At 67.8% G+C, this 18,070-nt stretch carries 15 protein-coding genes and 1 pseudogene; 5 read left to right on the top strand and 11 right to left on the bottom strand.

The genetic code is table 11. From position 1 onward, the window contains the following. Nucleotides 1-202: 202 nt before the first annotated feature. Nucleotides 203-610, top strand: coding sequence for a DoxX family protein (locus C722_RS0114090; protein WP_017641111.1), 408 nt, complete (start codon nucleotides 203-205; stop codon nucleotides 608-610). Between the two features lie 36 nt (nucleotides 611-646). On the opposite strand, the gene C722_RS0114095 is transcribed toward C722_RS0114090, so the two are convergent. After that, complete coding sequence (locus C722_RS0114095; RefSeq protein ID WP_017641112.1) at nucleotides 647-1,567, bottom strand: LysR family transcriptional regulator; 921 nt, start codon at nucleotides 1,565-1,567, stop codon at nucleotides 647-649. Between the two features lie 97 nt (nucleotides 1,568-1,664). On the opposite strand from C722_RS0114095, the gene C722_RS0114100 reads away from it, so the two are divergent. The 4 genes from C722_RS0114100 to C722_RS25825 all read left to right on the top strand — a co-directional run bounded on the left by C722_RS0114100 (nucleotide 1,665) and on the right by C722_RS25825 (nucleotide 5,099). After that, nucleotides 1,665-2,888 carry an MFS transporter gene (locus tag C722_RS0114100; protein WP_017641113.1) on the top strand — a complete coding sequence of 408 codons (1,224 nt, stop codon included), beginning with the start codon at nucleotides 1,665-1,667 and terminating at the stop codon, nucleotides 2,886-2,888. 162 nt (nucleotides 2,889-3,050) lie between these two features. Continuing rightward, nucleotides 3,051-3,773: a pirin family protein gene (locus tag C722_RS0114105; protein WP_017641114.1), complete on the top strand. Its 723-nt coding sequence runs from the start codon at nucleotides 3,051-3,053 to the stop codon at nucleotides 3,771-3,773. 179 nt (nucleotides 3,774-3,952) lie between these two features. Then, nucleotides 3,953-4,543 carry a DedA family protein gene (locus C722_RS0114110; protein ID WP_017641115.1) on the top strand — a complete coding sequence of 197 codons (591 nt, stop codon included), beginning with the start codon at nucleotides 3,953-3,955 and terminating at the stop codon, nucleotides 4,541-4,543. 115 nt (nucleotides 4,544-4,658) lie between these two features. After that, nucleotides 4,659-5,099, top strand: a complete 441-nt coding sequence (locus C722_RS25825; protein WP_026083850.1) for a helix-turn-helix domain-containing protein — start codon at nucleotides 4,659-4,661, stop codon at nucleotides 5,097-5,099. Nucleotides 5,100-5,720: 621 nt separating this feature from the next. Here the strand turns inward: C722_RS25825 and C722_RS27065 are convergent. The 10 genes and pseudogenes from C722_RS27065 to C722_RS0114165 all read right to left on the bottom strand — a co-directional run. Next, nucleotides 5,721-6,413 (bottom strand): annotated as a pseudogene (locus tag C722_RS27065) (transcriptional regulator); the annotation flags it as partial. Nucleotides 6,414-6,594: 181 nt separating this feature from the next. Next, nucleotides 6,595-7,548 carry a GlxA family transcriptional regulator gene (locus C722_RS0114125; protein ID WP_177323664.1) on the bottom strand — a complete coding sequence of 318 codons (954 nt, stop codon included), beginning with the start codon at nucleotides 7,546-7,548 and terminating at the stop codon, nucleotides 6,595-6,597. A gap of 218 nt (nucleotides 7,549-7,766) precedes the next feature. Next, nucleotides 7,767-8,885, bottom strand: coding sequence for a metallophosphoesterase (locus C722_RS0114130; protein ID WP_017641119.1), 1,119 nt, complete (start codon nucleotides 8,883-8,885; stop codon nucleotides 7,767-7,769). A gap of 98 nt (nucleotides 8,886-8,983) precedes the next feature. Then, nucleotides 8,984-10,276, bottom strand: a complete 1,293-nt coding sequence (locus C722_RS0114135; RefSeq protein ID WP_017641120.1) for an NTP/NDP exchange transporter — start codon at nucleotides 10,274-10,276, stop codon at nucleotides 8,984-8,986. Then, a complete protein-coding gene (locus tag C722_RS0114140) occupies nucleotides 10,277-11,194 on the bottom strand; it encodes an aldo/keto reductase (protein WP_017641121.1) in 918 nt (305 codons plus the stop codon). A 300-nt stretch (nucleotides 11,195-11,494) separates the two neighbouring features. Beyond that, a complete protein-coding gene (gene uvsE / locus C722_RS0114145; RefSeq protein ID WP_017641122.1) occupies nucleotides 11,495-12,550 on the bottom strand; it encodes a UV DNA damage repair endonuclease UvsE in 1,056 nt (351 codons plus the stop codon). A gap of 246 nt (nucleotides 12,551-12,796) precedes the next feature. Further along, nucleotides 12,797-14,065 (bottom strand): DUF445 domain-containing protein, encoded by a 1,269-nt coding sequence (locus tag C722_RS0114150; protein ID WP_017641123.1) that lies wholly within the window; start codon nucleotides 14,063-14,065, stop codon nucleotides 12,797-12,799. A gap of 49 nt (nucleotides 14,066-14,114) precedes the next feature. Further along, nucleotides 14,115-15,224 (bottom strand): Gfo/Idh/MocA family protein, encoded by a 1,110-nt coding sequence (locus C722_RS0114155; RefSeq protein ID WP_017641124.1) that lies wholly within the window; start codon nucleotides 15,222-15,224, stop codon nucleotides 14,115-14,117. 191 nt (nucleotides 15,225-15,415) lie between these two features. Further along, a complete protein-coding gene (locus tag C722_RS0114160; protein ID WP_017641125.1) occupies nucleotides 15,416-16,441 on the bottom strand; it encodes an ABC transporter permease in 1,026 nt (341 codons plus the stop codon). A gap of 61 nt (nucleotides 16,442-16,502) precedes the next feature. Then, complete coding sequence (locus C722_RS0114165; protein ID WP_017641126.1) at nucleotides 16,503-18,056, bottom strand: sugar ABC transporter ATP-binding protein; 1,554 nt, start codon at nucleotides 18,054-18,056, stop codon at nucleotides 16,503-16,505. Between the last annotated feature and the right edge of the window lie 14 nt (nucleotides 18,057-18,070).

Raw genomic sequence — 18,070 nt, forward strand, 5'->3', positions numbered from 1 at the left:
GGCCTTGGACGTCTGTGCTGGTTTTTGTACGCCTGTGCTGTGGCGTGTAGCTGAAAGGATTCAGGTTGCAGCAACGGGAAAATAGTCAACCTAAGGGTGACTGTTTAACGCGCCATCACTACTTATTCGGGAATCGAGTGGACAGTAAGCTTGCCCCATCGCATCCAAGCCGGATGCCAGACCTGGAAAAGGACAGTCAACGATGAACACCCAAGCCCTCACCGCCACCACCGGCCGCCTGCTGCTCGCCAGCCTCTTCCTGTTCAGCGGCGTGGGCAAACTGCTCGCCCCCGCCGCCACCAAGGGCTACATCGCCGCCATGGGCCTGCCCTTCCCGGACCTCGCCTACCTGGGCGCCCTGGTGGTGGAGCTGGGACTCGCCAGCCTCCTGCTGATCGGCTACCGCACCCGCCCGGTGGCCCTGGCCATGGCCGCCTTCACCCTGGTGACCGCCCTGGTGTTTCACAGCCAGTTCGCCGATCAGAACCAACTGATCCACTTCCTCAAGAACATCGCCATCGCCGGCGGCCTGTTGCAGGTGGCGGCCTTCGGCGCCGGGGCGCTGAGCCTGGATGGTTGGCGGCCGGTGCGGTCGGCCCGCCTCGCCTGATCGCCCTCGGTCGATGCGCCCGCCCGATCCTTGAGGTCAGGCGGGCGCCGTCACATCCAGCATCCTGGCGCAGGCCTCGCGCACCAGCTCGAGAAACAGGCGCAGCCGCGCCGGGTAGACGCGGGCATAGGGATAGATGAGATAGATCGGCAGGGGCGCGGCCTGCCATTCCGGCAGCAGGTGCACCAGGCGTCCCGCGGCGACGTCCTCGCGTACCATCCAGTGCGACAGCGCCGCGCAGCCCAGACCACGCACCGCGGCATGACGGGCGACGAAGAGACTCTCGGTGGCCAGCCGCGGGCGCAAGGGGATCAGCCGGCTTTCGCCAGTTGCGCCCAGCTGCAGGCGCAGTTCGGTCTGGTAGAACTGCGTCATGGCGATCCAGGGCAGTGCCGCCAGCTCCTCGGGTGCCTGCAGCGTGCTCGCCAGCTCCGGCGCCGACACCAGGATGCGCTGCACATCACCCAGGCGCACCGCCACGGTATCCGGATCCTCCACCACCCCCACCCGGATGGCGCAGTCGACGCCATCGGCGACGAAATTGGGCGCCCGGTCGCTGAGCACCCAATCCACCTGCATGCCGGGATAGCGCCGCAGATAGGTCTCCAGCGGATCGAGCAGTTGCTCCTGGCCGAAGGCATGGGGCATCACCACCCGCAGCCGTCCCTCGGGCTCGGCATGGGCACCGTGCAAGGCGGCGGCGAAGGCCTGCCAGTCGCCGAGCAGTTGCTGGGCCTGGCGATAGCAGCGCTGGCCGTCCTCGGTCAGGCGCAGGGCGTGGGTCGAGCGCTGTACCAGGCGCACCTGCAGCGCCCCCTCCAACGCTTGCAGACGTCGGCTGACGGTGGGCTGGGTGGTGCCAAGCTGGCGCGCGGCCGCCGACAGGCTGCCGGCCTCGACGATACGCACGAAGGTTTCCAGCAGGTCGAGACGGTCATGGGTAAAGGTGGTGTTCATACGGCCTACGTATACCCCCTGTACCCCGCGTTCGGCTACAGGCAGCGACCACTCTAGCGAAGAATGCGCTCATCGTCTTCCCACCCGGAGAATCGCCATGACCGACATTCCACTCTCGCATAGCCAGACCTCGCCTCTCAGCGGCAGTCTGTCCCCGGCCCTGCTCGGCCTGCTGGCCACCGGCGCCGGCCTCAGCGTAGCCAACCTCTATTACAGCCAGCCCCTGCTGGGCACCCTGGCCAGTGCCCTGCCCGCGCCCGCTGCCGACGTGGGGCTGATCCCCACCCTCACCCAACTCGGCTATGCCCTGGGGCTGCTGCTGCTCGCGCCCCTGGGTGATCGCTTCGATCGCCGCCGCATCATCCTGGCCAAGCTGGCCGTGCTGCTGCTGGCGCTGCTCGGCGCCAGTCTGGCGCCGGGGTTGCACGGGCTGCTGGTGGCCAGTCTGGTCACCGGCCTGGCCGCCACCGTGGCCCAGGACCTGGTGCCCGCCGCCGCGACCCTGGCGCCGCCGGCCGAGCGCGGGCGCATCGTCGGCACGGTGATGACGGGGCTGCTGCTGGGCATCCTGCTGTCGCGGGTGGTGAGCGGCCTGCTGGGTGAGTGGCTGGGCTGGCGCGCGGTCTATCTGTTCGCCGCCCTCAGCATCGCCGCCATCGCCGTGGCGGTCTGGCGTGGTCTGCCGGCCTTCGCCGCCACCACCCGGCTCAGCTATCCGGCCCTGCTCGGCTCCCTGGGTGCCCTCTGGCGCCAGCATGCCGCCCTGCGCCGGGCGACCCTGGCGCAAGGGCTGCTGTCCGTGGGCTTCAGTGCCTTCTGGTCGACCCTCGCCCTCTATCTGCATGCCGGGCCCTTCCAGTTGGGCAGCGCCGCCGCCGGCGCCTTCGGCCTGGCCGGTGCCGCCGGTGCCCTGGCCGCGCCCTGGGCCGGGCGCCTGGCGGATCGCCATGGCTCGGAATGGGTGACGCGCCTGGGCATTGGCCTGGCGGCCACGGCCTTTGCCAGCCTGCTCCTGCTGCCTTGGCTGCCGAGCGTGGCCGGTCTGGTGCTGCTGGCGCTGGCGACGGTGGTCTTCGATCTCGGCGTCCAGGCCACTCTGATCGCCCACCAGGCCCAGGTCTACGGCCTGGAACCCGAGGCGCGCAGCCGCCTCAACGCGGTGCTCTTCACCGGCATGTTCATCGGCATGGCCAGCGGCGCGGCGCTGGGCAGTCTGCTGCTGGCCCACCTGGGCTGGAATGGCGTCGCCGGCCTGGCGCTGGCGACAGCCCTGCTGGCCCTGGCGGTACGGCTCTGGCCTGCCCGTCCGCGCCTGGAGTAACGATCACGGTAAACAGCACGGCGCCCTTTGGCTGAAGGTATCGTCAACCAAAACAGGACGACCATTCTCCTTCCAGCTCGTTAATCAAACCAGGGCGCCACAGTAGGATGACTTCCATGGCGTCGGAACAGACCGCGCCCCACTCAGACAAGGAGCCTCATCATGCTGGCCATTCGTAAAGCTTCCGATCGCGGCGCCGCCAACCACGGCTGGCTCAAGTCCTTCCACACCTTTTCCTTCGCCAGCTACCGCAATCCGGCGGAACAGGGCTTCTCCGACCTGCTGGTGATCAACGACGACACCGTGACCGGGGGCCAGGGCTTCGGCGAGCACCCGCACCGCGACATGGAGATCTTCTCCTATGTGCTCGAAGGCGCCCTGGAGCACCAGGACAGCCTGGGCACCGGTTCGGTGATCCGCCCGGGCGACGTCCAGCTGATGAGCGCCGGCAGTGGCGTCAGCCACAGCGAGTTCAACCACTCCGAGCGCGAGAGTGTGCATTTCCTGCAGATCTGGATCGTGCCCAACGTGCGCCGCGCCGAACCGCGCTACCAGCAGCAGCACTTCAGCGCCGAGGCCAAGCGTGGTCGTCTGGCCCTGATCATCTCGCCGGACGGCGCCGAGGGCTCGCTGGAAGTACGCCAGGACGCCCGGGTCTACGCCGGTCTGTTCGACGGCAGCGAAAGCGCCGCGCTGCAACTGGCCCCCGAGCGCCATGCCTATGTGCACGTCGCCCGCGGCAGCCTGGAGCTGAATGGCGTCCTGCTGCAGGCCGGTGACGGCGCAAGGCTGCGCGGCGAGCGCGAGCTGCAGCTGGCCCACGGGACCGATGCCGAGGTGCTGGTGTTTGATCTGCGGCCCAACGAACTGCCGCAAATGCCCTGACTACGATTTGCTGCGCGTCGGCCAAACTGCGTTGAAAAGACCTTCGGAATGCTCATTTACCACTCGTAAACTCCGCTTCCTCAGGTCTTTTCGCCTTGTTTGGCTCTAGCTCGCGAAATCGTAGGCCCCGTTTGCGCTAGGAGGCCGCTCCCACGGCCTCCCCTTGCCGAGAACGCGCCATGAGCACCCAAGCCCTGACTTCCCTGGTGGCCGGTAACGCCACCCTCTGGCTGACGCTGAACGTCTTTGGCGAACAGCTGGGCCTGCCGGTACCGGCCTATCCGTCTTTACTGGTGATGGGCGCCGCGGCCGATGAAGCCGAGTTGCTCCTGGCGCTGCTGGCCAGCGTGGCGGTCACCGGCGTGGCCGATCTGCTCTGGTACTGGGCCGGTCGGCGCCATGGCGCCTGGCTGCTGCGCCATCTGCCTGGCCAGCATGTCCCGGCCGCCACCCGCCTGCCCAGCTTGCTGCTGGTGGCCAAGTTCATCCCCGGCGCCGCGGCCCTGGCCACCCTGAGCGCGGGCGCCAGCGCCATGCCCCTGCGGCGCTTCCTGGCCTATGACCTGGGCGGCGCCACTCTGTGGATCGGCTCCGGCCTGGCCCTGGGGCGGTTGTTCGAGGCGCACATCCTGGCCCTGCTCGACGCACTCCAGGCCTATGGCCCGGCGCCCCTGCTGCTCGCCGGACTGCTCGGCCTCGCCCTGCTGGGCTGGCACCTGCTGGCTCGCCGCCACGGTCGGCCAAGCCCGGCGCGACAGTATTGCGCCTAAGCCGTTGCCGGCTTAACGCTAATTAACGATAGACAACTCGCACGTCAGACAACTGCAGGGAATCATTCTCAGCCAGGCCAGCGCGCCACACGGCTGGTTTGACAGGGAGAGCGCCATGTCCATGACCGTCGATAGCACCCTGGCTCTATCCAATACCCGACTGGTCGGCTTGGCCGCCTGGCAGGAACGTCTGGCCAAGGAAGTCCTGCTGCAGCATCTGGAGCGCGGCATCAGCGTCAGCCAGGTCGCCTCCGTCTGCGGCCTGTCGCGCAGTCACTTCACCCGCCAGTTCAAGCTCAGCGCCGGACTCGCCCCACTGGAATGGCTGCGCCAGCAGCGCATCGACCGTGCCCGGCAATTGCTCGCCGAGCGCCGGCTACCCCTGGCGGCGATCGCCCTGGAATGCGGCTTCTTCGACCAGGCGCATCTGAGCCGGGTATTCACCCGCGCCGTGGGGATCCCGCCGCTGGCCTGGCAGCAGCAGGCCCTGGAGCGGCGGTTGCTGGCGGAACTGGCGCAGGTGCAGGCGCAACATGGCCAGCAGGCGGTAGCCTAGGGTCGCCCCGCTGCCTTCCACCAGGATCAGCGACTTGTCCACCAATTGTCCCAGGAGGGGGATGAACAGCGCCTCCTCCAGCCCGCGCTGCGCCGCCAGTCGCAGGGCCTCCTGCCGACTGAAATGCTCCCCGGCCTCGGCCAGGGTCGCCAGCACGGCGAATTCCGACTCGCTCAGGCTGTGCAGACTCCAGTCGAGCATGGCGCGGAGGCTGCGCTGGCGTTGCGCCGCCGTGCGCCGCCCGGCCACGCTCAGGTAATAGCCGCCATCGAGTTGCGCCAAGACCCCCGCCAGCCCCAGTGCCGCCACCTGCTCGGCCAGGATCTCCAGCGCCAGGGGCACGCCTTCGCTGCGGCGGCAGATCTCGCCCACCAGCTGCACGTCGGCTGGCCGCAACTGCAGCCCCGGCAGGCGCGCCCGGGCACGCCGGACGAACAGCCGAAAGGCCGGCTGGCGCATGGCCTCGCGCAGCCGCCGTGTGGGTGGATTCACGACCGGCAGCGGCGCCAGGCGCAACACGGCCTCCCCTTCCACCCGCAAGGCCTCGCGACTGGTGACCAGCACCCTGAGCTGCGGACAGCCTTGCAGCAGGTTTTCCACCAGCCAGGCCGCGGGTTCGATCAGCCGCTCGGCATTGTCCAGCACCAGCAGCAGGCGCCGCGTGGCCAGGGCTTCCTGCAGCGCCGGCAAACCACTGCCACTGGCGAGTCCCAGGTCGCTGGCGAGCCGATCCACCAGCGCCATCATGTGGCCCAGTGCCGCGAGATCGAGACTCTGTATCCCGTCGGCAACGTCTTCCGCCAGCGCAGGCAGCAGATGCTGGACCAGCAGCGACTTGCCGACACCGCCGGTACCCACCACCGACACCAGACGGCGTTGCGCGAGCAAGCGGCGTAGTTCGACCAGGCTGGTCTCGCGCCCCTCCAGGGGCGTCAGGGGCAGTGGCGTCTCGGCCAGCGGCGTGAGGTCTTCCTCGCTCAGGCGCTCCACCGCCAGGGCGAAGCCGTAGCCGCGATGCCGGGCGCTGAGGATGGGATCCCGATCGCTGTAGGGGCGCAGTACCCGGCGCAGGGCCGAGATGTGCACCCGCAGGTTGATGTCCTCGACGACCGCGCCAGGCCAGACCCGGGCCATCAGGGTCTGCTTGCCGACCAGTTCGCCGGGGTGTTGCAGCAGCACCCGCAGGATGTCCAGGGCCCGTCCGCCGAGGGGCAGCACACGCTCGCCATCCAGCAGCAGGCGCCGACGTGCATCCAGGACCAGGCCGCAGAAGCGGAAGGCACTGGCGTCTTCCAGGGACTTGAGCTCTTGCATGACCGTGTCGCGCCACCTTGCCTCGGGTTCTGCGGGCACCAGACTCCGCAGTCCCTCGACGGTGTGCGCCTCTCCTTGCCGATAGGTACGACCATTCTGGCTGCTACCCAGGAAAGCCGTATGACGATATACGGCCAGAAGCTGCCATCGATGGGCGTGATACCGCCATCAGAGGTCGATTTCAGCTGAATTGGTAACGGTATTGCGCCGGAGTCAGCCCCAGATGGCTCTGGAAGGCGGCGCGCATGCAGCGGTCGCTGGCGAAGCCGCTACGAAAGGCCACCGTCTTCAGCGGCAGCTCACTGGTCTCCAGCAATTCGCGTGCATGATCGATGCGCGCCCTGAGCACGAACTCCAGGGGCGTCATGCCGGTGTCGCGCTTGAACACCCGGGCGAAGTTGCGGGTACCCATGGTCGCCAGCTCGGCGAGCCGGCTGATCGAATAGGCCTGGTCGATATTGGCCAGCACATGGTGCTGCACCCGGTTGATGGCGGTGGTGGCTTCCGGCTCGTCGAGCAGCGGGCTGAACTGCGCCTGCTTGCCCTGCCGCTGGGTCACCACCACCAGCACCTTGGCCACCTCCCGGGCGATGACCTTGCCATGGTCCTCGGCCACCAGGGCCAACGCCAGGTCGATACCGGCGGTGACCCCAGCCGAGCTCAGCAGCGGGCCATCGCTCAGGTAGATGTCATCGGCGGTCACCTGGGCGCGGGGAAAGCGTCGCGCCAGTCGCTCGCGATAATTCCAGTGGGTGGTGACCCGTCGGCCGTCGAGCAGACCGGCGCTGCCGAGCAGGAAGGTGCCGGTGCAGACCGCTCCGTAGCGGGTGCACTGCGCGGGCACCTGCCGCAGCCAGGCCGCGACGTCCGGATGGGGCTCCAGGTAGGCCCCCGGCCCACCGGGCACCAGCAGCAGGTCATAGCTCCCCGGCGGCTGTTGGGTGGTGAGCTCCGTGCGTATCGTCATGCCATTGGAACAACGCAGGGTCCGCCGCCGCCCCGCGGCGATGGTCACGATGCGATAGTGGTCGGCCGTGGGCAGATAGCGATTGGCGATGGAAAACACCTCCACCGGCCCGGCGAAATCCAGCATCAGCACCTCGGGGACCAGCAAGAAAGCCACTGTCCTCGTCATGGCGATACATCCTTATCCGTGTTGCAGTTTGTCCTTGGGTGCCGGGGCGTCCGGGTCAAGGTAGGGACGAGGATAGAGAACTGTCTCGAAGGGACAAGCACTGGCAAAAGGCCATCTATCTGTCTTTTTATGGTTTCCACTGAGGCTTGGCCGAACGCAGGGCCTCTGGTGCGGGATTCTTGGCGAACTCAATGCCGTTGCTGACGTTTCTCCTGCCGCTACCCCTTTCGCAACCTGATCAGGGTGATCTCGCTCGGCGCGCCGAAGCGCAGCGGCGGACCCCAGTAGCCGGTGCCGCGGCTGATGTAGACGGTCAGCCGACCCAGGCGGTGAATGCCGGCCACCCAGGGTTGCTGCAGGCGCACGAAGTGCATCCAGGGCCAGAACTGGCCGCCGTGGGTGTGGCCGGAGAGCTGCACATCGGCACCGGCCGCTTCGGCCTTGGGCGCCGAGCGCGGCTGGTGGGCCAGCAGCAGGCGGAACAGTCCTTCCGGGGCACCGGCGAAGGCGGCCGCGGCGTCGCTGCGGTGGCTGGGCACATAGAGCGGCGCCGAGTAGTCGGTGATGCCGGCCAGCACGAAGGGCGTGCCCTGGTGCTGCAGTACCACATGCTCGTCGAGCAGCAGGGTCAGGCCCTGCTCGCGCCAGGCGCGCACCCAGGCCTCGGCGCCGGAATAGTATTCGTGGTTGCCGGTGATGGCGTAGGTGCCCAGGCGCGCCTTGAGTCCTTGCAGCGGCAGGAATTCGTGCTGCAACTCGGCCACGCTGCCATCTACCAGGTCGCCGGTAATGGCCACCAGATCGGCATCCAGGCCGTTGACCCGGTCGACGATGCGCTGCAGGTAGCCGGCCTTGATGGTGGGGCCGATGTGCAGGTCACTGAGCTGGACGATACGCAGCCCGTCCAGGCCGGCAGGCAGCGTCGGCAGGGCCAGTTCCACGTCCTTGACCTTGGCGGTACGGCGAGCGTTGTAGACGCTGCGCAGGGCCACCAGCAGCACCAGACCCAGCACCGCCCAGGCACTGCCGGCACGCCAGGCGGCGTCCAGCGGTTGACCGACGAGGCTGGCGAGCGCCACCACCAGCCCGCGCAGCAGACTGAACACCGCCAGGCTGGAGAACACGCCCATGGCGATCAGCGCGGCCCAGGCCAGCAAGCGCGAGTTCATGTCCCGTGAGCGAAAGCCCAGGGGCACCAGGACGAAGGACAGCAGCAGCAAGATCCAGAACGGCAGCTGCGCAGCGGGCGACAGCCCGAGATCGCCGATGACGCTGAGGCCGATGAACAGATGCAGGGCGAGGAGAACCAGATACATCATGGCGCGGGAGCGGAACATGGAGGGCCCAGAGGCAAGGAGAAGGGCCTACCTTAGCACCCCGTCGGTCGCCCCTCGGAGCCCCGGGTTGTTTCCGGCTACAACGATTCAGCCGGCATTCAGCGCCGCTCCGCTTCGTTCGCCTGGGCGGCCTGATCTGCGCGGCGGCCCAGATAGAAACCCAGGCAGGCCCAGAGCGCCGCGCAACCGGCACCCACCAGGGCCGGCAGCCAGGCGCCGTGGCCGAGCAGATCCAGCAGACTCTTGGCCCAGCCGCTGGCGGCGTCACCGGCGCGATAGACCACGGTGTCGATGAAGTTCTTGGCCTTGTATTGGGTCTCGGCGTCCAGCGGCGCGAAGAGCATCTCGCGCCCCGGGCGGATGAAGGCGTATTCACCGATCCGCCTGACGATCATCAGCCCGGCCAGCATGGCGAAGGTGGGCAGCAGCGCCAGTCCGAGGAAGCCGATACACATCAGCAGCGGCACCCCGGCCAACAGCACCCGTACCCCGAGCCGCTGGGCCAGGCGACCGGTGATCAGCACCTGGCTGACCAGGGCGCCGGCCTGGACCACGAAATCCAGCAGGCCGAACACCTGCACCTGGCGGGCGCGATCGGGAAACAGCTCGGCCACCAGCCGCGCCTGCTCGAAGTAGAGAAAGGTGCTGACCGTGGCCAGCAGGATGACGAAGGCGCTCACCGCCAGCAGATAGGGTGACGCAAGCACCCGGGTCAGGCCGCTGAAGGGATTGCCGGCCACCGGGCGCCGCGGGCTTTCCGTCGGTGGCGCCCCCGGGCGTCCGGCGCCCCGGGTCTCGCGCCAGCCCATCAGATAGGCCTTGAGCCTGAGCGCCAGGAGCAGCAACGCCGCGGCCAGCAGCGCCAGGCCCGCCTCGCCGATCAGCGGGGCCAGGACGGCGGCCAATACCGGGCCGAGCAGCCCGCCCACACTGGCCCCAGCGGCGATGAAGGCGAACAGCCGCCGCGCCTGAGCGCCGTCGAAGACATCGGCCATCAGGCTCCAGGCCACCGAGACCACGAAGAGGTTGTAGACCGAGATCCAGACATAGAAGGTACGCGCCAGCCAGACGCTGTCGCCCAGGCTGGCGAAGCAGGCGGCGAAAGCCAGCAGGTTGAGGGCGAAGAAGCCGTAGACCCAGTCGACGAAGCGAATCCGCGCCACCCGCGAATTGAGCCAGGCGAACAGCGGCACGGCGAGCAGCATCACCACGAAGGTGGCGGTGAACAGCCACTGCAGATTCTCCACGCCACCGGCGATGCCCATGGCCTCGCGGATCGGCCGCAGCATGAAGTAGCCGGCGAACAGGCAGAGAAACAGCGCGAAGCCCGCCAGGGCCGCGGGCGACTCACCGGCGCGGGCGTCAAGGACGCGACCGAGCCAATCCTTCATCTAGGCGAACAGCCCGGCGATGGCCTCACGCTGGCGAGCATCGGGCAGCCTCCCCCGCCCGGCCTGAAGGTTGTCGACCATGTAGCGCGGGTTGCTGGTGGCGGGAATCACCGCGGTCACCGTCGGGTCAGCGAGGATGAACTTGAGCAGCAACTGCGCCCAGCTGGTCGCGCCCAGTTCGGCGGCCAGCGGTGGCAGTGGCTTGCCGCGGGTGCCGGAGAGCAGATTGCCGCGCTGGAAGGGTCTATTGATCAGCACGGCGATGCCCTGGTCGCGGCAATAGGGCAGCAGGTGCCGCTCGGCTTCGCGCTCGCCCACGGAATAGTTGAACTGCACGAAGTCGACCTTATCCTTTTTCAGGGTAGCGAGCAGATCGTCCAGCGCCGCTTCGCGGTAGTGGGTGACGCCCACATAGCGCACCTTGCCGGCCTGCTGCTGCTCGCGCAGCAGGGCCAGCTGGTTGGCGGTGTCCTGCAGGTTGTGCACCTGGACCAGGTCCAGGCGATCGGTCTGCAGGGCCTTGAAGCTGGCGGCCAGTTGCGCCGCGCCGCGCTCGCGGCCGGTAGCCGATACCTTGGTGGCGAGAAAGACCCGCTCCCGGGCCTGGGCCCGCTTCACCAGCTCGCCGGCCACCCGTTCGGAGTTGCCATAGCTGGGCGCGGTGTCGATGAGGGTGCCGCCGCCGTCGAGCAGCGCCTTGAGCACCTCCTGCAGCGGCACCAGAGCGGCGTCGTTCAAGTCGACATCGAGATTGCCCGAGGTACCGAGACCGATGACGGGCAGGGCCTCGCCACTGCGGGGGATCTTGCGGGTCAGCAGCGGCTCGGCGGCCTGGACGCTCTGCCATAGCCAGGGTGCGGCGGTCACGGCGGCGGCCAGGGCGGTGGTGGTCTGCAGGAAATGGCGACGGGTCGGCATGGCGGGCCTCGCGACGATCGTTTCGAAAGGATGACCCTTGAGTTAAGCGGGTCTTCCAGCCTGTCGCCCGCCAGGCTCGTTGCGGCATGTTGCAGTGAGAGCCGTTTTCGTAGGTTGGGTTGAGCGCAGCGAAGCCCAACAGTGCCAAGGTCGAACACCCCCGTTGGCCTTCGACGATAGAGCCGTCCCAACCCAACCTACGTGACGAGACAGTAGGTTGGGTTGAGCGCAGCGAAGCCCAGCAGTGCCAAGGTCGAGCACCCCCGTTGGGCTTCGACGATGGAGCCGTCTCAGCCCAACCTACGAAAGAATGCCGTGATCCGCCGGCGGCAGACTGCCGTCGCCGCCCAGGTAGCGGTCATAGAAATGCCGCACCGTGACGTTCTTGTGCTTGGCCTCGAACATGATGTCGAAGCGGTCGAGGAACTGGCAGGCGTAGCGGTTGCACCAGTCGTTCCACATCATGTCGCTGTGGGCATAGAGCACCCGCTTGCTGATCTGCTGCAGCAAAAACTTGATGTCGATCCGCTCGGTGGGCGAGACGCCCATTTCCATCAGGGCTTCCGGCGGCTGGGAGTAGTGCATGGCCGGACGCACCCCGCGCCAGCTGTCGAGGATACGCTCCACGCGCGGCTCCCAGGGGTCGATGTAGGCCTCTTCGTGGATCCAGCAGTGGTGGATGTCCAGTACCACCGGAGCAAGATCGGCCAGCTGCAGGCAGTCGTCGACACCGTAGGTCTTTTCATCGTTCTCGAAGGTGATGCAGTTGCGTGCCTCGGTGGAGAGTCGCGGCCAGATCGCGCGGATGCCAGGCACGCCCAGGCGGCCGGCGATGTGCACATTGCACTTGAAGTCCTGGAATTTCTGGCCGTAGCCCATCAGCCGGATCATGTCGGCGTGGTACTCGAACTCCTTCAGGCTGTTCTCCACCACCTCGGGGCGATCCGAGCCCAGCACGCAGAATTGCCCGGGATGCAGCGACAGCCGCACATCGCGGCGGCGGGCCAGCTCGCCCAGCCGACCGAAGCGATCGGCCAGCAGCGCCTGCAACTCCTGGGAACGATAGAAGTAGGCGAATTCGGCGTGGCTGTAGAAGGGCAGCAGATCGCTGCTCAGGCGCAGCATGCGCAGATTGTCCGGCAGGTCGGCGACGTGCTCGACGAATCTCAGCTGGGCATCCAGGTTGTGAGTGACCACGTCCAGCAACTTGGCCTCGGCGGCGGCGCGCTCGACGCTGCCCAGCCAGCGCAGGGTGGTGGTGCGGGTGTTGAAGGCCCGCTCGACCTGCTCCAGTGCCTTGAGCGACAGACTGCGCTCGGGATGACGGTACATGCAGGCAAAGCCGATTCGATACATGGGGCGCTCGGGACAGGGACTATGGGGATTAGTCCGCGCGGCGCCGGTTGGGTGCGGGTGGGGTGATGGGTGGAGGGGGCTTGGGGTTTTGGCGTCCGGGTTTGCCCTCACCCCGGTCCTCTCCCAGAGAGAGGGGGTGGTATAGCAGCAGGGCTTAGCTATGGGTGCTCAGGGCTATCGCGGCCATGGGCCGCTCCTACAGGCTCGGGTTTAGTGTAGGAGCGGCCCATGGCCGCGATCGAGCCCCTACCCCGGCCCGAACCACTGCGTTAGGGCATGCAGCACCAGTCCCACCAGGCCGCCCACCAGGGTGCCGTTGATGCGGATGAACTGCAGGTCCTTGCCGACGCTCTGCTCCAGTTGCTGGACCAGTTCGCCGGTATCCCAGGCGGCCACGCGGGCGGCGATGTAGTCGCCGATGCGCTGGCGGTTGCGGTCGATGAAGGGCGGTGCCACCGCCATCAGCTGCTCGTTGATCCAGCGCCGCATGGCTTCGTCGCGACTCAGGGTCTCGCCCAGCTCGGCCAGCAGCCGGCCCAGGCGGCGGCGGATGCGCGAATCCGGAGCGGCGAGATCGGCCTGCAGCCAGTTCACCAGTTCGTCCCACAGCTCCTGCAGATAGCCGGCCAGCGCCGGATGCGCAAGCAGTCGATCACGTAGTTGCTCGCCGCGCAGGCGAAAGGCCGGGTCCTCTTTGAGGCGCTCGATGAAGCCGACCAGATAGCCATCGAAGTGACGGCGTAACTCGTGTTCGCGGTCGTGGCCGATCTCGCCGATCAGGCGCGACACCGCCTGCACCACCTTGATCGCCGACCAGCGCCCGACCCGCTCGTCCAGCCCCAGGTACTTGAGGGTGCGCAACTCGCCGCCGATGGTGCGGGCGATCAGCGCCTGGGTGTCCTCGTCCTGCAACAGCCGGTCGATCTCCTGCAGCACCTCGTCGAGCACCGCCTGGTGACGGTCGTCGGCGGTCAGCATGTCGAGCAATTCGCCGGACAGCGCCGCCACGTCCAGGCGTTGCAGCCGCTCCACCGCCACCCGGCGGATGAAGGCCTGCACCCGCACCTCGCGCAGGGCTTCCAGGGAGTAGCGGGCGACACCAGTGGCCTGGCTGGCCACCGCGGCGGCGTTGTCCGGCTGGCGCAACCAGCCGGCCAGGCGTCCGGCCGCGTCCAGTTCTTCCAGCTTGGCCAGCACCTGGGGCGTGGCGAGGAAGTGCAGGCAGATGAAGTCCGACAGCTTGCGCCCGACCCCGGCCTTGTTGCGCGGGATGATGGCGGTATGGGGAATCGGCAGGCCCAGCGGATGACGGAACAGCGCGGTCACCGCGAACCAGTCGGCGATGGCCCCGACCATGGCCGCCTCGGCGAAGGCGGCGGCGTAGCCCCAGGCCGGGTGGCGGGCCTCCAGGGCGGTGGCCAGGCAGTAGAGCGCCGCCGCCAGGAACAGCAGCAGCAGCGCGATGAGCTTCATGCGCCGGACCGGGGTGAGGCCGTCGCCGGAGAGTGTGGTCATGGAAAAGGGACAATCCTCACGCGGGATGATCCCAGCATCCTACCCCAGACTAGAGTCTGACCCAGCGCTCCTCCTGGGCCGATTGCCGCGCGGCCTGGGCCAGGCGCTCCACTTCCCAGGCCTCCTGGAAGTCGACACCGGTATGCCCGGGGTTGCCGCCCAGGGCTTCCAGCAGCGAGCGGACCTCCAGGGTCTTGAGCTCGTTGTAGCCGAGCTGGTGGCCGGGCGCCGGGCAGAAGGCGGCGTAGTCCGGCAGGTGCGGACCGGCCAGCAGGGTACGGAAACCGGCCAGGCCCGGACGGTCGCCGACCTGGTAGAGGCGCAGTTCGTTGAGGCGCTCCTGGTCGAAGCTGAGGGTGCCGCGGGTGCCGCAGACCTCGAAGGCCAGGCGATTCTTGCGCCCGTGCTTGAGCCAACTAGTGGTCAGGGTGCCGCGGGCGCCATTGGCGAAACGCAGCAGCAGATGGGCCTGGTCGTCGATCTCCACCGCCCGGGGGCCACCCTGATGGGGCCGCTGGCCATGGGCGGTGTGCAGATCGGCGCAGAGCGCCGCCACCGGGCCGAGCAGGAAGCGCGCCAGTGACAGGATATGGCTGCCCAGATCGGCCAGGGCGCCGCCGGCCTGGCGGGTTTCGCAGCGCCAGGTGAAGGGCCCCTGGGGATCGCCCATGAAGTCTTCGCTGAATTCGCCGCTGAAGCTGACGATCTCGCCCAGTTCTCCGCTTTCGATCAGCTCGCGCGCCTGCTTGAGCATGGGATTCTGCAGGTAGTTGTAGCCGACCCGATTGACCACCCCGGCCTGGCGCGCGGCGTCGCGCATCTGCGCCGCCTCCTCCAGGCTCACCGCCAGGGGCTTTTCGCAGTAGACCGCCTTGCCGGCCGCAAGGGCGGCCAGGGCCATGGGTGCGTGCAGCAGATTGGGGGTGGTGATGGCCACCAGCTCGACCTGGGGATCGGCGATCAGGCGCTCCCAGTCGCAACTGCGGGTGAAGCCCCAGGCGTCGGCGCAGCGAGCGGCGCGCTCCGGATCGGCATCGGCCAGGGCCACCAACCGCGGGCGGACCGGGAGCGCGAAGCTGCTGGCCGCGTGATGGAAGGCCTGGGCGTGGGCATGCCCCATGAAGCCGGTGCCGATCAGACCGATGCCGATGTCGCGCATGTCGTTCTCCGTCAGGGGTGTAGAAAGACCCGGCCGGCCAAGCCAGTAGCCGACCGGGTAAAAGGGATGGCTTAGGGGTGGGGGCGCCCCTCACCCCGGCCCTCTCCCAGGGGGAGAGGGGGAAGAGCAATCGGGTGCTGGCTCGCCCCTCACCTCCGGCCCTCTCCCAAGGACAGGGGAAGGCGCAAGCCCTAGCGCTTGGCCTTGCGCTTGTTGCGGTACTGGTCGATGACCACGGCGACCACGATGATCAGGCCCTTGATGATGTCCTGGACGTAGGCGTCCACCCCGAGAAAGGTGAAGCCGCTGGCCATGGTGCCGAGGATCAGGGCGCCGATCACGGTGCCGGTGATGCGCCCTACCCCGCCCGCCAGGCTGGTGCCGCCGATCACCGCCGCGGCGATGGCGTCCAGTTCGTAGGACATGCCCATGCCCGCCTGGCCAGTGGCAGCGCGGGCCGAGGCCACGACCCCGGCCAGGCCCGCCAGCAGGCCGGCGATGCTGTAGACGATGATCAGGTGCTTCTTGACGTTGATGCCGGAGATGCGCGCGGCCTGCATGTTGCCGCCGATCGCATAGGTGTACTTGCCGTACTTGGTGTAGCGCAGGGCGATGTGGAAGATCACCGCCACCACCAGGAAGATGATCACCGGCATGGCCCCGGCGCCGATGGCGGTGTAGTCGTCGGACAGCATGCTGATCGGCTGGCCTTCGGTGTAGTAGCGCGCCAGGCCGCGGGCCGAGACCATCATGCCGAGGGTGGCGATGAAGGGCGGAATACCGGTGACGGCGATGATGCTGCCGTTGATGGCGCCGGCCAGCAGCCCCACTCCGAGGCCGGCCATGACCGGCACCCAGACCGGCAGGTCGGTCAGCGAGGGAAACACCGCGCGGCCGAAGTCCGAGGTCTGGGCCAGACTCGCCGCCACCATGGCCGACAGCGCCAGCACCGAGCCGGAGGAGAGGTCGATGCCGGTGGTGATGATCACCTGGGTCACGGCGATGGCCAGCAGGCCGATGATCGAGACCTGCAGGATCATCAGCACCAGGCGCTGGGAATTCATCAGGAAGCTCTGGTCGCGCAGGACCCAGCCGAAGGCCTCGAAGGCCAGGCCGATGCCCAGCAGCACCAGCAGGATGCCCAGCTCGGTGGGAATGCGGCGCCGCGGGCGCGCGGTGGGTAGCTCGGCGGTTTTCTTGTCCAGGAGGGCACTCATCTTGTTCTACCTCGTTGTAGGCCGGAGGCGGCGGGTAGGCACCCGCCGCGCATGACGCGCGCTAGTGCAGTACGGGATTACCCGAGGCCAGGTGCATGACCCGCTCCTGGGTGGCTTCGCCGCGATCGAGAAAGCCGGTGACGGTGCCTTCGTGCATCACCATCACCCGATCGCTCATACCCAGGACCTCGGGCAGTTCGGAAGAAATCATGATCACCGCCAGGCCCTCTGCGGCCAGCTTGGCGATCAGCCGGTAGATCTCGGCCTTGGCGCCGACGTCGATGCCGCGGGTGGGCTCGTCGAGGATGAGGATGCGCGGGCGGGTCATCAGCCAGCGGGCGATCAGCGCCTTCTGCTGGTTGCCGCCGGAGAGGTTGGCGATGCACTGGTCCAGCGAGGGCGTCTTCACTCGCAGCTGCTGGCGCATCTCCTCGCAGAGCTGGTCGAGGCGCTGCTGCTGCACGAAGCCGCCGCTGGCGAAACCCTTCAACACCGCCACCTCCATGTTTTCCCCCACCGACAGGCAGGGAAAGATGCCGGTGTCCTTACGGTCTTCGGTCAGCAGCGCCAGCCCTTTCTGGATGGCGAGACAGGGATCGTTCATACGCACCGACTGGCCGTCGATGTGGATCTCGCCAGCGGTGGCCGGGGTCACGCCGAACAGCGTCTCGGCGACGTTGGTGCGCCCCGAGCCCATCAGCCCGGCGATGCCCAGCACCTCGCCGGCGCGCAGGTCGAAGGAGACGCCGGAGAACACCCCATCCAGCGCCAGGTCGCGCACCGACAGCAGCACCTCGGCGCGCGGCGCGGTCCGCTCCGGGAACAGCTGGGTCAGTTCGCGCCCCACCATCATGGCGATCAGTCCGTCGCCGTTCATGCTGTCGGCGCGCTGCAGGCCGATGTATTGGCCATCGCGGAACACCGCGACCTCGTCGGCGATCTGGAACACCTCGTCCATCTTGTGGGTGATGTAGACGATGCCCTTACCCTGGGCCTTGAGGTCGGCGATGATGGAAAACAGGTGCGCCACTTCGGTCTCGGTGATGGCCGAGGTGGGTTCGTCCATGATCAGCACATCGCTGTCGTAGGACACCGCCTTGGCGATCTCCACCATCTGCCGTCCGGCGATGGACAGGCTGCCCACGCTGTCTTCCGGATCCAGGGCGATGCGCAGCCGGTCCAGCAATGCCTGGGTCTGGTGACGCATCTTGCCGTGGTCCACCAGGTGCAGGGCATTGAGTGGTTCGCGACCCAGCCAGATGTTCTCGGCAACGGTCATGAAGGGCATCAGGTTGAGTTCCTGGTGGATCATGGCGATCCCCGACTGCAGCGCCTGCAACGGTGTCTCGAAGCGCACCGGCACGCCGCGCAACCGCACTTCGCCGGCATCGGGCTGGTAGATGCCGGCGATGATCTTCATCAGCGTCGACTTGCCCGCGCCGTTCTCGCCCATTAGCGCCAGCACGGTGCCGGGACGCACCCGCAACTGCACGTGGGACAGCGCCTTGACGCCGGGAAACTCCTTGGTGACATCGACGATTTCCAGCAGGTATTCGCTGGGCGCGGCCGTGGCCGATAGCGGAATTACAGCCGCAGGGGTGGCAGGACTGAGCATGATCACGATCTCCT

The sequence above is a fragment of the Pseudomonas sp. 313 genome, from assembly GCF_000316965.1.
GTDB classification, from domain to species: domain Bacteria; phylum Pseudomonadota; class Gammaproteobacteria; order Pseudomonadales; family Pseudomonadaceae; genus Chryseomonas; species Chryseomonas benzopyrenica.